This is a genomic window from Knoellia locipacati (genome assembly GCF_044791685.1).
Taxonomy (GTDB): Bacteria; Actinomycetota; Actinomycetes; order Actinomycetales; family Dermatophilaceae; genus Knoellia; species Knoellia locipacati_A.
The window spans coordinates 2,855,183-2,867,935 of record NZ_CP087730.1; the positions used below are offsets into that span (position 1 = coordinate 2,855,183).

At 70.1% G+C, this 12,753-nt stretch carries 15 protein-coding genes; 14 read left to right on the forward strand and 1 reads right to left on the reverse strand.

The window, feature by feature from the left end; genetic code table 11:
- Window positions 1-93: 93 nt before the first annotated feature.
- The 12 genes from LL946_RS13365 (at window position 94) to LL946_RS13420 (ending at window position 10,401) form a co-directional block, all read left to right on the forward strand.
- Window positions 94-528, forward strand: coding sequence for a hypothetical protein (locus LL946_RS13365; RefSeq protein WP_404381415.1), 435 nt, complete (start codon window positions 94-96; stop codon window positions 526-528).
- Window positions 525-797 (forward strand): hypothetical protein, encoded by a 273-nt coding sequence (locus tag LL946_RS13370; protein WP_404381417.1) that lies wholly within the window; start codon window positions 525-527, stop codon window positions 795-797. The genes LL946_RS13365 and LL946_RS13370 overlap by 4 nt, the downstream gene beginning before the upstream one ends.
- A gap of 85 nt (window positions 798-882) precedes the next feature.
- Complete coding sequence (atpB, locus tag LL946_RS13375) at window positions 883-1,698, forward strand: F0F1 ATP synthase subunit A (RefSeq protein ID WP_404381419.1); 816 nt, start codon at window positions 883-885, stop codon at window positions 1,696-1,698.
- Between the two features lie 125 nt (window positions 1,699-1,823).
- Window positions 1,824-2,033 (forward strand): ATP synthase F0 subunit C, encoded by a 210-nt coding sequence (locus LL946_RS13380; protein WP_035950488.1) that lies wholly within the window; start codon window positions 1,824-1,826, stop codon window positions 2,031-2,033.
- A 117-nt stretch (window positions 2,034-2,150) separates the two neighbouring features.
- On the forward strand, window positions 2,151-2,762 hold the full coding sequence (locus tag LL946_RS13385; RefSeq protein ID WP_404386897.1) for a F0F1 ATP synthase subunit B: 612 nt from the start codon (window positions 2,151-2,153) through the stop codon (window positions 2,760-2,762).
- The gene (locus LL946_RS13390) at window positions 2,762-3,571 is read left to right on the forward strand and encodes a F0F1 ATP synthase subunit delta (RefSeq protein ID WP_404381420.1); all 810 of its coding nucleotides are present in this window, start codon (window positions 2,762-2,764) and stop codon (window positions 3,569-3,571) included. Before LL946_RS13385 ends, LL946_RS13390 begins: the two co-directional genes overlap by 1 nt.
- Before the next feature lie 112 nt (window positions 3,572-3,683).
- Entirely contained in the window at window positions 3,684-5,321 is a 1,638-nt protein-coding gene (gene atpA / locus LL946_RS13395) for a F0F1 ATP synthase subunit alpha (protein WP_404381421.1), read from the forward strand.
- Window positions 5,322-5,451: 130 nt separating this feature from the next.
- Entirely contained in the window at window positions 5,452-6,354 is a 903-nt protein-coding gene (locus LL946_RS13400) for a F0F1 ATP synthase subunit gamma (protein ID WP_404381423.1), read from the forward strand.
- An 11-nt stretch (window positions 6,355-6,365) separates the two neighbouring features.
- Window positions 6,366-7,829, forward strand: a complete 1,464-nt coding sequence (atpD, locus tag LL946_RS13405) for a F0F1 ATP synthase subunit beta (RefSeq protein ID WP_404381425.1) — start codon at window positions 6,366-6,368, stop codon at window positions 7,827-7,829.
- A 17-nt stretch (window positions 7,830-7,846) separates the two neighbouring features.
- Entirely contained in the window at window positions 7,847-9,577 is a 1,731-nt protein-coding gene (locus tag LL946_RS13410; RefSeq protein ID WP_404381426.1) for a hypothetical protein, read from the forward strand.
- A gap of 103 nt (window positions 9,578-9,680) precedes the next feature.
- Window positions 9,681-9,950, forward strand: coding sequence for a F0F1 ATP synthase subunit epsilon (locus LL946_RS13415; RefSeq protein ID WP_404381428.1), 270 nt, complete (start codon window positions 9,681-9,683; stop codon window positions 9,948-9,950).
- A gap of 19 nt (window positions 9,951-9,969) precedes the next feature.
- Window positions 9,970-10,401, forward strand: a complete 432-nt coding sequence (locus LL946_RS13420; protein ID WP_404381430.1) for a DUF2550 domain-containing protein — start codon at window positions 9,970-9,972, stop codon at window positions 10,399-10,401.
- Window positions 10,402-10,448: 47 nt separating this feature from the next.
- On the opposite strand, the gene LL946_RS13425 is transcribed toward LL946_RS13420, so the two are convergent.
- Complete coding sequence (locus tag LL946_RS13425; protein WP_404381434.1) at window positions 10,449-11,114, reverse strand: cob(I)yrinic acid a,c-diamide adenosyltransferase; 666 nt, start codon at window positions 11,112-11,114, stop codon at window positions 10,449-10,451.
- A gap of 113 nt (window positions 11,115-11,227) precedes the next feature.
- Here LL946_RS13425 and LL946_RS13430 point away from each other — a divergent pair, with 113 nt between their 5' ends.
- Window positions 11,228-11,587: an STAS domain-containing protein gene (locus tag LL946_RS13430; protein WP_404381436.1), complete on the forward strand. Its 360-nt coding sequence runs from the start codon at window positions 11,228-11,230 to the stop codon at window positions 11,585-11,587.
- Window positions 11,588-11,607: 20 nt separating this feature from the next.
- A complete protein-coding gene (locus tag LL946_RS13435; protein WP_404381438.1) occupies window positions 11,608-12,645 on the forward strand; it encodes an acyltransferase family protein in 1,038 nt (345 codons plus the stop codon).
- Window positions 12,646-12,753 lie beyond the last annotated feature (108 nt).

Consider the following 12,753-nt stretch of genomic DNA (forward strand, 5'->3'; position numbering starts at 1 on the left):
GACGGGACGCCCGGCGGGTCGGCCAGTTGGTTCTGCCACAACGCTTGTGATAGTTTTCACAAGCCCCGGAACGACCTCGATGGAGAGCTCCCAGTGACCACCAACCCCGCGCCACGGACCCCGGTCCGGATGATGCTGCGAGGTGCTCTCGTCCCCGGAATGGTCGCCCTTCCCGTCCTGGCCACGGCCTTCTGGGCGTATGCCGGCGAGCAGGCCGCGCTGTCGGCTCTCGCCGGTGCCACGCTCGTCTTCGTCGTGCTCACCGTGGGCCTGCTCGGCATCACCGCTGTCGTCATGGGCCCGGCCGCGACCTCCATGGCCGGCGCCGGCGTCGTCTACCTCGGGCAGCTCATCCTCGTCGTCGCCGCCGTCCTCGCCCTGCGCGGCGTGGACTGGCTCGACGGGCGCCCCTTCGCCCTCTCGGCCATCGCGCAGACGGTCGTCATGCAGGTCGGCCAGATCGCCGGATACGTCCGCGCCCGGCACGAGATCGCCCCCGGATCGCTCGACCGGGGAGCCGCCTCATGACCGACGACCGCAAGCTCCCCAAGGGCGTCGAGGGCCACGAGCCGTTCGCGAAGTGGCACGACGATCCCGAGCTCCCCAGCGCCACCGCACGGGCCGACGCGCTCGGTGCCACCGTCATCGCCTACCTGCTCACCGGACCCGCCGTCTTCGGCGCGATCGGCTGGGGTCTGGACCACCTGTTGGGCACCGGATTCATCGTCGTGCTGGGCATCCTGGCCGGGATGGCCCTGTCGCTCTACACCATCTGGCTCCGGTACGGTACGACGTGACGCCCCTGACCATCGACTGCAAGCGACTCGCGTTCGAGCCGCGATTGCAGGGTGCCGCCACCACCATGAACGAGGAGAACCACCTGTGATCCTGACTGCGCTTGCTGCAGGGACCACGACCGCCGTCGTCGCCGCTGAGGGTGGCGAGGGGTTCGAGACCCCCACTCCCGAGATCTTCTGGCTCCCGCTGGTCGGTGAGGGCAACTGGGCGATCACCGAGCAGATGGTGTGGGGCGGGATCTCGGTCGTCCTGCTGAGCGTCGTCATGGTGGCGCTGTCCAAGAACGCCGCGATCGTGCCGTCCAAGGGCCAGTGGTTCATGGAGGGCTTCTACAACTTCGCGCGCAACGGGGTCGCCCGCGACATGATCGGGACCAAGCACTTCCTCAAGTACGTCCCGCTCCTGTTCAGCCTCTTCTCGCTCATCCTCATCAACAACTGGTTCGGGATCATCCCGCCGGTCATGAACCCGACGATGGGTCGCATCGGCTTCCCGATCGCGCTCGTCCTCGTGGTCTACGTGGTCTACCACTGGATCGGCATCAAGAAGATGGGTCTGGGCGGCTACTTCAAGCACCTCGTCCCGCCGGGCCTGCCGGGCTGGATCAAGCCGGCGATCTTCGTGCTCGAGTTCATCACCTACTTCATCACCCGCCCGCTGACGCTCGCCCTGCGACTCTTCGGCAACATGTTCGCCGGGCACATGCTCATCGTGCTCTTCGTGAGCGCGGGCGCGTTCTTCCTCACCCAGGGCGTCGTGTTCAAGCTGCTCTCGGTCCCGACGTTCATCATGGCCGCCGCCATGTTCGTCTTCGAGGCGCTGGTCCAGTTTCTGCAGGCCTACGTCTTCACCCTGCTCTCGGCGAGCTACATCGCCGGGGCGCTCGCCGACGACCACTGAGTCCCAGCCCCGTCGGCCCCTGACTGCTCCACCCACAACTCAATAGCACCACCGCACATCACCCATGAACGTCCACCCGGCACACCGCCGGATGGGACCCCCAGAAACACGAAAGAGGAATCATCGTGGAAGGCAACCTCTCGCTCGTCGGTTACGGCCTCGCGACCATCGGCCCGGCCATCGCCGTGGGCCTGATCTTCGCCGCCTACATCAACGGTGTGGCTCGTCAGCCCGAGGCACGCAACCTCCTGCAGCCGATCGCCATCCTCGGCTTCGCGCTCGCCGAGGCGCTCGCGATCTTCGGCCTGGTGCTCTACTTCGTCCCCGGCGCCTGACCGACGCCCTAGCGGCGCAACCATCCTGAGATCCGGCACGAAGCACTAGGAGTACCCGTGCAGTTCACCGCCACCGCATCGTCGGTTGTTTCCTTGGCCACGGCCGAGGGCGCCAAGATGCCGCTCATCCCGCACATCCCCGAGCTGATCTTCGGCCTCGTGATGATCGGGATCCTCTACTGGGTGGTGTCGACCAAGGTCGTCCCCAACCTGGAGAAGGCATACGAAGAGCGCCGTGCAGCCATCGAGGGCGGCATGGAGCAGGCCGAGGAGGCCCAGGCCCAGGCCCAGGCCGCCAAGCAGCAGTACGAAGCCCAGCTGCACGAGGCCCGCACCGAGGCCAACGCCATCCGTGAGGAGGCGCGCGCCGAGGGCGCCTCGATCGTCACCGAGATGCGCGACAGGGCCCAGGCGGAGGCGAGCCGGATCACCGAGTCGGCCAAGCGTCAGATCGAGGCCGAGCGTCAGCAGGCCGTGGTCTCGCTCCGCTCCGAGGTCGGCACCCTCTCGACGACCCTCGCCAGCCGCATCGTCGGCGAGTCCCTCGAGGACGAGGTCCGTCAGAAGGGCATGATCGACCGCTTCCTCGCGGAGCTCGAGAGCGGCTCGGTCCGCCCCGAGAAGGTCGGCGCGACCACCGCTGCGGCGGCCGACTCCTCGGCTGCCGACCAGCCCGCACAGGGTCAGCTCGACCTCGGCCCCGACGGCTCCGCAGGACGGGACGCCTGATGGCTGGCTCGTCCCGCGCGGCACGGGCGGCGGCCGACAAGGCCCTCGCCGCCGCCCTCGACGGCGTCGACCGCGCCGCGCTGTCCGAGGAGCTGTTCTCGATCGCCACGGCGATCGAGGGCAACAGCGGGCTGCGCCGGGCGTTCGCCGACCCGTCGAGGGAGGGGTCGGCCAAGCGTGACCTGGCCGACCGCATCTTCGGCGGCAAGGTCAGCGAGGCCGCCAACACCGTGACCGGTGAGGTCGTCGCGCAGCGCTGGTCCTCCGAGGGCGACCTCAGCGACACCCTCGAGGCGCTCGCCGTCCGAGCACTGCTCGCCAGCGCCGAGAAGGCCGGTCGGATCGACACCGTCGAGAACGAGCTGTTCCGGTTCGAGCGCATCGTCGCGGGCGACACCGGCCTGCGCGACACGCTCTCGAGCCGCAACACCGACTCCGAGGGCAAGGCCGGAGTGGTGCGCAGCCTGCTCCAGGGCAAGGCCGCGCCCGAGACCATCCGTCTCGCCGAGCAGGCCGTGCGCGTCGGCCGGGGCCGGCGCCTCGACCGGGTGCTCGAGGCCTACCTCAAGCTGGCCTCCGAGCGTCGGGACGAGCTCAGCGCCCTCGTGACGGTGGCCGTCCCGCTCGACGAGCGTCAGGAGTCGCGGCTCAAGAGTGCCCTGCGCTCGATCTACGGCAAGCCGGTCACGCTCCAGAACGTGCTCGACCCGAGCGTCGTCGGAGGCATCCGGGTCCAGATCGGCGACGAGGTCGTCGACGGCACCGTCGTGCGCCGTCTCGACGCGGTCCGTCGCGACCTGTCCGGCTGACCGGACCACACGGCATACGCAGCACCGCTCGACCACATCTCAAACAGCCCACAAGACACACCACACAGCTTCGGCCCCCACCGGGGGCTGGTAACCGAGGAGAAGAGATCACATGACGGAGCTCTCGATCCGTCCGGAGGAGATCCGGGACGCGCTGGACACCTACGTCCAGTCCTACGAGCCCGGCGCGGCCTCCCGCGAAGAGGTCGGCCGCGTCAGCGACGCCGGTGACGGCATCGCCCACGTCGAGGGTCTGCCCTCGGCCATGACCAACGAGCTCCTCGAGTTCGAGGACGGCACGCTGGGCCTGGCGCTCAACCTCGACGTCCACAACATCGGTGTCGTCATCCTCGGTGACTTCTCCAAGATCGAGGAGGGCCAGCAGGTCAAGCGCACCGGCGAGGTCCTCTCCGTGCCGGTCGGCGACGGGTACCTCGGCCGCGTCGTCAACCCCCTCGGCAACCCGATCGACGGCCTCGGCGACATCCAGAGCGACGAGCGCCGCGCGCTCGAGCTCCAGGCGCCCTCGGTCGTCCAGCGCAAGTCGGTGCACGAGCCGCTGCAGACCGGCCTCAAGTCGGTCGACGCCATGACCCCGATCGGTCGCGGCCAGCGCCAGCTCATCATCGGTGACCGCCAGACCGGCAAGACCACGGTCGCGGTCGACACGATCATCAACCAGAAGGAGTTCTGGGAGACCGGCGACCCGGAGAAGCAGGTCCGCTGCATCTACGTCGGCATCGGCCAGAAGGGCTCGACGATCGCGTCGGTCCGCGCCACCCTCGAGGACGCCGGAGCGATGGAGTACACCACCATCGTCGCCGCCCCCGCCTCCGACAGCGCCGGCTTCAAGTACCTCGCCCCCTACACCGGCTCGGCCATCGGCCAGCACTGGATGTACCAGGGCAAGCACGTCCTCATCGTCTTCGACGACCTGTCCAAGCAGGCCGAGGCCTACCGCGCCGTGTCGCTCCTCCTGCGGCGCCCGCCGGGCCGCGAGGCCTACCCGGGTGACGTCTTCTACCTGCACTCCCGCCTGCTCGAGCGTTGCGCGAAGCTCAACGACGAGCTGGGCGCGGGCTCGATGACCGGCCTGCCCATCATCGAGACCAAGGCCGGTGACGTGTCGGCCTACATCCCGACCAACGTCATCTCCATCACCGATGGCCAGATCTACCTCCAGGCAGACCTGTTCAACTCCAACGTCCGCCCCGCGGTCGACGTGGGTGTCTCGGTCTCCCGAGTCGGTGGTGCTGCGCAGACCAAGGCCATGAAGTCGGTCTCGGGTCGACTCAAGCTCGACCTCGCCCAGTTCCGTGCGCTCGAGGCCTTCGCGATGTTCGCGTCCGACCTCGACCCGGCCTCCAAGGCCCAGCTCGCCAAGGGTGCTCGCCTCGTCGAGCTGCTCAAGCAGTCCCAGTCGGCGCCGTTCCCGATGGAGGAGCAGGTCGTCTCCGTGTGGGCCGGCACCACGGGCCAGCTCGACGACGTGGCCGTCGAGGACATCCGCCGGTTCGAGGGCGAGTTCCTCGACCACCTGCGTCGCAGCAAGGGCGACCTCCTCTCGGCGATCCGCGAGACGGGCAAGTTCGAGCAGTCGACCGAGGAGGCCCTCAAGGCCGAGATCGACTCCTTCAAGAAGGGCTTCGAGCCCTCCAACAAGGAGGCGGTCCCGATCGGTGACGAGGCCGAGAGCGGCGACGACGCCCTCGACTCCGCCCAGGAGCAGATCGTCAAGCAGAAGCGCTGACCCTATGCCGGGTGGTCACCCTCGGTGCCCACCCGGCGGCCGGTCGCCCGAGGCGACGGCACGGCATACGCCACGACGATCCAGACCACAGACTTCACGCAGCACCAGAAACCACGAAAGGCGGAAACCTATGGGAGCGCAGATCCGGGAGTACCGGCAGCGCATCCGCTCCGTCAGCGCGACGAAGAAGATCACGCGTGCCATGGAGCTCATGGCCGCTGCTCGCGTCGTCAGGGCCCAGCAGGCCGTGCGCGAGTCGACCCCCTACGCCCGGGCGATCACCCGTGCGGTGTCGGCGGTCGCGACCTTCTCCAACGAGGAGCACGTCCTCACGACCGAGAAGGAGAAGGTGACCCGCGCGGCGGTCGTCATCATCACCTCGGACCGCGGACTCGCCGGCGCCTACAGCTCGTCGGTCCTCAAGGAGTCCGAGCGCCTCCTCGCTCGCCTGCGCGACGAGGGCAAGGAGCCCGTCCCGTACCTCCTCGGCCGCAAGGCCGTCGGCTACTACTCCTTCCGGGGACGCGAGTTCGCCGCCGACTGGACCGGTGACTCCGAGAAGCCCGCCTTCGAGCGAGCCCGTGAGATCGGGATCCGGCTCGTCGACGACTTCCTCAAGGACACCGAGACCGAGGGTGGCGTCGACGAGGTGCACATCGTCTACTCGCGCTTCGTGTCGATGGTGACCCAGGAGCCCGAGGTCATCCGCCTGCTGCCCCTCGAGATCGTCGAGGGCACCGAGCCTCCCGCCGAGGGGGAGCTCTTCCCGCTCTACGAGTTCGAGCCCAACGTCGAGGAGGTCCTCGACGCCCTGCTCCCCAAGTACGTCAACTCGCGCCTGTTCAACGCGATGCTGCAGGCGGCGGCCTCCGAGCTCGCCGCCCGCCAGCGTGCGATGAAGTCCGCGACGGACAACGCCGAGGAGCTCGTCAAGAAGTACACCCGGCTGGCCAACCAGGCCCGTCAGGCGGAGATCACCCAAGAGATCAGCGAAATCGTCGGTGGCGCCAGCGCCCTGGCCGAGAGCAAGTGAGAGAGAAACCCATGACTGCCACTGTCAGTGACAACACTGCGTACGTCGCACCGGAGCCCGGCGGCATCGGCCGGGTCTCGCGCATCATCGGCCCGGTCGTCGACATCGAGTTCCCCGCGGACGCCATGCCCGAGCAGTACAACCTGCTCACGACCTCGGTCGCGCTCGGCGGCGAGGACAAGAACCTCAACCTCGAGGTCGCCCAGCACATCGGCGACAACATGGTCCGCGCCATCTCGCTGCAGCCGACCGACGGCCTCGTCCGCGGCGCCAAGGTGCAGGACACCGGCGGCCCGATCACCGTTCCCGTCGGTGACGCCACCCTCGGCAAGGTCTTCAACGCCACCGGTGAGGTGCTCAACCTCGAGGAGGGCGAGACCTTCGAGGTGACCGAGCGCTGGGGCATCCACCGCAAGGCGCCCGACTTCGACCAGCTCGAGCCGAAGACGCAGATGTTCGAGACGGGCATCAAGATCATCGACCTCATGACCCCCTACGTCCAGGGCGGCAAGATCGGCCTGTTCGGTGGTGCCGGTGTCGGCAAGACCGTCCTCATCCAGGAGATGATCGCCCGCGTTGCTCGCAACCACGGTGGTGTCTCGGTGTTCGCCGGTGTCGGTGAGCGCACCCGTGAGGGCAACGACCTCATGGTCGAGATGGAGGAGGCCGGCGTCCTCGGCCAGACCGCCCTCGTGTTCGGCCAGATGGACGAGCCGCCGGGCACGCGTCTGCGCGTCGCCCTCTCGGCCCTGACCATGGCCGAGTACTTCCGCGACGTCCAGAACCAGGACGTGCTGCTCTTCATCGACAACATCTTCCGCTTCACCCAGGCGGGTTCCGAGGTCTCCACCCTCCTCGGCCGTATGCCGTCCGCCGTGGGTTACCAGCCCACCCTGGCCGACGAGATGGGCACCCTCCAGGAGCGCATCACCTCGACCCGAGGCAACTCGATCACCTCGATGCAGGCGATCTACGTGCCGGCCGACGACTACACCGACCCGGCCCCGGCGACGACCTTCGCCCACCTCGACGCGACGACCGAGCTCTCCCGAGAGATCGCCTCGCTCGGCATCTACCCGGCCGTGGACCCGCTGACCTCGACGTCACGCATCCTCGACCGCCGCTACATCGCCGAGGACCACTACAGCACCGCGGTCCGGATCAAGCAGATCCTCCAGCGCAACAAGGAGCTGCAGGACATCATCGCGATCCTCGGTATCGACGAGCTCTCCGAGGAGGACAAGATCCTCGTCAACCGGGCGCGGCGCATCCAGCGCTTCCTCGGCCAGAACACCTACGTCGCCAAGCAGTTCACCGGCATCGAGGGTTCGACGGTTCCGCTGGCCGACACGATCGAGGCCTTCACCAAGATCGCGGACGGCGACTTCGACCACTTCCCCGAGCAGGCGTTCTTCATGTGCGGTGGCCTCGACGACGTCGAGCGTCAGGCCGCGGAGATCCAGAAGAACCTCTGACCGGACCCGAGGTCCGCGTGACCACCCTGGCGCGACCGCCGAGCACCCCACGTGCTCGGCGGTCGCGTCTTCTCTGGTCGCTCGTCCTGGTGGCGGCCTGCCTGCGTGCGGCGGTCGGCTTCGACCTGGCCGACGGCGCGCACCACGTCGAGCTGGCGCAGCGCATCGCCCACGGCGACGTCCCCTTCAGGGACGAGATGAACGTGCAGGTGCTCGGTGCGCTCCCGGCGGCCCCGTTCGTGTGGCTCTGGGAGCACGCGGTCGGCACCACCGGAATCGTCCTCGCGTCCCGGATCTGGTTCGTCCTCCTCGCGGCTGCGGTGGGGGCCGTCGTCCACCGGCTCGTGCGTGACCACGTCTCCGTCGGGCTCGCCGCCGTGGCGGTCCTGTGTGCGCTCGTCCCGCAGCCCTACAACCTCGTGTCGGTGTCCTACAACACGGCGCCCGGCCTGCTGCTCCTCGTGGGGTGCGCGGCGGGGGCGTCGACCGCGGTCCGCCCGAGGCGGCGGCGCAGCCTGCTGTGCGGTGCCGCCGCGGCCGGGTGTGCTCTGCTCAACCCGCTGATGATCTTGGCCTCGGTGCTGACCCTCGTCGTCGTCGTCATCGTGGGCCGGCGGTGGGCGACCGTGGGCTGGGTCGCCGTCGGGGCCGGTGCCGTGTCCGTTTCCGGGCTGGTCGTGCTCGCCGGCTTCGGGTTCGGCGCGATCGGCGACAGCATCGACTACACGCGGAAGTACCAGGCGTTGCGGATCCCGCCGGGGGAGCGGCTCGACTTCGCCCTGAGCTACTACGAGGGCCTGCTCGCGAACCCCTGGGTCCTGGCCGCGGCCGGCTGCGGCCTGCTGGCGCTCGTTCCGTGGCCGCGGCGGTGGGTGCTCCCGCTCGTGGGACGGTGGGTCCGCCCGCTCCTGGCGACCTCCCCGCTGCTGCTGGTGGCCGCGGTCGCCATCCGGGTGCACGACCCGGCCGACGGCCTGCCGGACTCCGGGATGACCTCCGGCGTGCTGGGCCTCGTCCTCGTCGTGCTGGCCACCGTGCCGGCCGCCGTCGTCGCCGCGGTGCGACGCGACCGGTTCGCGGGCACCCTGCTCGCCGTCTCCGTGGTCCCCCTCGTGGCCCAGGCTCCGGTCCTTGCGGCGGTGACGTCGTCGTCGCCGATCTGGGGTGCCCCGGCGGCGGCCGTGGGTCCGGCGGTGCTCGCCGTCGCCGTGACCCTGGGCCGCTCACTCGGGGCCTTCGGACCGGTGTGGGTCGGGCTGGCAGCCCTCCTGCTCGCCAGCGCCCATGCTGTCCAGCCGTACCGGGACGTGCCTCCCTGGGAGGCGCGGCTGCGCACCAGCGGCCCTCTGGCGGGGTTGCTCACCGGGGACTCGGTGGCGGCGGAGGCCGGCGTCGTCCGGGGCGCCATCGAGGCCTGCCAGCAACCGGGGGAGGGCCTGCTCACCTACGGCGCGCCCGGCGCCTACCTCTTCGCGGACGGTCCGGCGGACACCAACATCCTGTGGCTCGCGCCCTTCGGCCCGACCAACGAGGCGACGGTGTCCTGGCTCGAGCGGAACGACCGTGAGCCGGTGTGCGTGCTCGTCCACCGTGGCATCGCCACGCGTGCGCCCTCGGGTCAGTGGTCGACGAGGGTGGGAGGTCCGGACCCCGTCCTGGACTGGGTGGCTCCCCGCTACACCGTGCTCGACGCCGAGCACGGCCGCTACGTCGTGCTCCGGCGCAACCCGCCCCTGGACCTGTCGTGAGCCGACCGGTGCGGCGAACGGCCGGGTCGGCGGAGGCGTGTACTGGCGGGTTCCCCGCGGCAGATAAACTAGGCGGACCACCCACCCACTTAAGGACGTCATCGTGAGCACCCTGCAGGTTGAACTCGTCGCTGCGGACCGCAAGGTCTGGGAGGGCGAGGCGAGCCAGGTGAGCGCTCGCTCCATCGAGGGCGAGCTCGGCATCATGCCCGGCCACACCCCCATCCTCGGCGTCCTCGTCCAGGGTGAGGTCCGTATCCACGGTGAGGGTGGCGTTCGTACCGCCACCATCGACGGCGGCTTCCTCTCGGTCGACCACGACCGCGTGACCATCCTCGCCGAGGCCGTGGACGCCTCGGGCCTGACGAACTGACTCAGGGTCTGGTCGCGCCATGACGCCGATCGTCGCCGCCGAGCTGGTGCTCGCGGTGACGCTCGCCCTCGTCGTGGCGTTCATCGTCTACGTCTGGCTCCGCCGGCGCTGGATCGCCGGTGGCAAGCCGCTCATGCTGTGCGCGATCAGCGCCGGAGAGCACAGCCGGTGGCGGCTCGGCCTCGCGCGGATCTCGGGGGAGCGGCTCGACTGGTTCTCCGTCGTCGGCCCGTCGCCGCGCCCGGCCCACTCGTGGGTGCGGCACGACCTCGACCTCGGCGCCCCGCAGCGTCTCGGCGACGCCGTCCCCGGGCTTCCGCCCGACGCGGTCTGCGTCACCGGGCACTCCAGGTCCCTCGACTACGAGCTGGCGATGAGCCCCGCGGCCTACACCGCGGTGCGGGCCTGGCTCGAGAGCTCACCCCCGGGCTACAACGTCAACGTCGCCTGAGCCTGAGCGGGGCTTCGGGCTGGTGCCGCCCGGGGTCGGGCCCGACGTCAGTCGTCGTCGGTGGTCGGGTCGTCGTCGACCAGCGCGTCGCGACCCTTGGTCGGCGCCTCGGCCCGCCCGCCGCCCGGCCGCCACAGCACGTCGCCCCCGGCGTCGAGGTTGGCCACCCGGGCCAGGATGAACAGCAGGTCCGAGAGCCGGTTGAGGTATGCCGCGGTCGTCGGGTTGACCCCGCCCTCACCCTTGGCGGTCCCCACCTCCGTGCCGTGCTCGTCGATGGCGGCCCACGTCGCGCGCTCGGCGCGGCGCACGACGGTCGTCGCCTGGTGGAGGTGGGCGGCCGCCACCGTGCCGCCGGGCAGGATGAAGGAGCGGAGCTTGTCGAGCTTGGCGTTCTGGGCGTCGCAGTCGGCCTCGAGCTCGTCGATCCACTCGACCTGCACGCGCAGCGGCGGGTACTCCGGGTTCTCCAGGAGCGGGGTGCAGAGGTCGGCACCGACGTCGAAGAGGTCGTTCTGGACGCGCGTGAGGACGGCTCGGACGTCGTCGCCGAGGGCCCCCGTGGCCAGGACCACGCCGATGACGGCATTGGCCTCGTTGACGTCGGCATAGGCCGCCAGGCGGGGGTCGGTCTTGCTCGTGCGGCTGAAGTCGCCGAGCGAGGTCGTGCCGTCGTCGCCGGTCCGGGTGTAGATGCGCGTGAGGTTGACCATGGGTCGAGCCTGCCAGATGTATCTGGGACGCCTTTGCCGAGTCTTTACCGGTGGCTTGCCCGACCCGGAGCGAGTCTCACGTTCAATGGACGACAACGGAAGGGAGGCGATTCGTGGATCACCGTCGACACACGATCGTCACACTCGATGAGCACCACGACTCGTCGGGGCACCACGTCTCGCTGCGCGGGCGGCTCGACTTCCACACCGTCCCGGACCTGCGGATGGTCCTGCACCGCGTCGTCGACGACGGTGACGACGACCTCCTCCTCGACCTCGCCGAGTGCGAGATCGGCGACGCGACCGGCTTCGGCGTCATCGTCGAGTGCCTGCGCCGAGCGCGCCGCGGGTCGCGGTCGTTCTGCATCGTCGACGCCGACGAGCGCACCCACCGCCTCCTCCGGCGGGCGCGCATGAGCCACGTCGTCGCGCCCCTCGATCCGGCCGGCCCGTCGGTCGCGGCGGCCGGCTGACCGTCTGACACCCTGTCGGTGTGACCTCCGCACCCTCGCGAGCCCCTCGGGTCCTCGGCCTCGATGCCGCACGCGGGCTCGCCGTGGTCGCGATGGTCGTCGCGCACGCGCTGCCGTTCATCAGCGAGCGGGTCTCGTCGGGGGTGACGTTCCTGCTGCTCCAGGTCAACGACCTCGCCTCGCCGCTGTTCGCACTCGTCATGGGGGTGGCCGCGGGTCTCGTCTTCCCCGGCCCGTCGACGTCGCGCGGGCTCGCGCGTGCGGGCGTCCGTGGGGTGGCGCTCATCCTCCTCGGTGTCGGCCTCGAGCAGCTCGACCACTGGGTGGCGGTCATCCTGCACGTCCTCGGGCTGCTCGTCATCGTGGGCACCCCGCTGGTCCTGCTGGGCTCGCGGTGGCTGCTCGGCATCGCGGCGGCGCTCGTGCTCGTCGGGCCAACCGTGATCGAGGCCGTCACGCGTGCCGCCGGCGGCGAGGCGGGCGGTGCCGCCCCGACCGCCGGCTGGGCGGGCAACCCGGTCGTCGAGTGGCTCGTGCTCAACACCCACTACCGCGTGCTCACCCTGCTGCCGCTCTTCCTCATCGGTGCCGTGCTCGCCCGCCGCGGTCTCGACGACGAGCGCGCGTCGTGGTGGTGCCTCATGGGCGGCATGGCCATGCTCTGGGCGAGCTTCGCGGTCGAGCTCCTCGGCTGGCCGGTCGTCTTCTCCGGTGACCACACGGACCAGCTCCAGGAGAACGGACTGGCGCTCGCGGCATACGGGCTCGTCATGGCGACCGCGATCGCGGGGGCGAGACGGGGGGTCCGACACGTCGTGCTCGGCCCGCTGGCCCTCATCGGCACGGTCGCGCTCTCGCTCTACGTCGCGCACGTCGCCCTGCTCGTGCCGGTGATCCCGGCCTTCCCCGACGGTGGCTGGCTGCCGTTCGCGCTCTTCGTCGGCGTGAGCGTGCTGGCTGCGTGGGGCTGGGCTCGCTTCGTCGGACGAGGCCCGCTCGAGGTGCTCCTCGACCGGATGTCGCCGCCGAGGCGCCCGCCGGTGCGGGTCCCGGCGTGAGGACTCTCACCGCCTGAGACCCTGTCTCGACTGGTGACCCGCGGGTAGCGTCGAACCATGCCCGAAGACCCCTCTGCCGAGGCGGCGCCCGCCGCTGCTGCCCCCGCG

What these genes read in the sequence shown, in the direction of transcription:
- LL946_RS13370 (WP_404381417.1), top strand. Translation starts at nt 525, where the DNA reads ATGACCGACGACCGCAAGCTCCCCAAGGGCGTCGAGGGCCACGAGCCG.
- LL946_RS13385 (WP_404386897.1), top strand. Translation starts at nt 2,151, where the DNA reads ATGCCGCTCATCCCGCACATCCCCGAGCTGATCTTCGGCCTCGTGATG.
- LL946_RS13390 (WP_404381420.1), top strand. Translation starts at nt 2,762, where the DNA reads ATGGCTGGCTCGTCCCGCGCGGCACGGGCGGCGGCCGACAAGGCCCTC.
- atpA (WP_404381421.1), top strand. Translation starts at nt 3,684, where the DNA reads ATGACGGAGCTCTCGATCCGTCCGGAGGAGATCCGGGACGCGCTGGAC.
- LL946_RS13400 (WP_404381423.1), top strand. Translation starts at nt 5,452, where the DNA reads ATGGGAGCGCAGATCCGGGAGTACCGGCAGCGCATCCGCTCCGTCAGC.
- atpD (WP_404381425.1), top strand. Translation starts at nt 6,366, where the DNA reads ATGACTGCCACTGTCAGTGACAACACTGCGTACGTCGCACCGGAGCCC.
- LL946_RS13420 (WP_404381430.1), top strand. Translation starts at nt 9,970, where the DNA reads ATGACGCCGATCGTCGCCGCCGAGCTGGTGCTCGCGGTGACGCTCGCC.
- LL946_RS13425 (WP_404381434.1), bottom strand. Translation starts at nt 11,114, where the DNA reads ATGGTCAACCTCACGCGCATCTACACCCGGACCGGCGACGACGGCACG.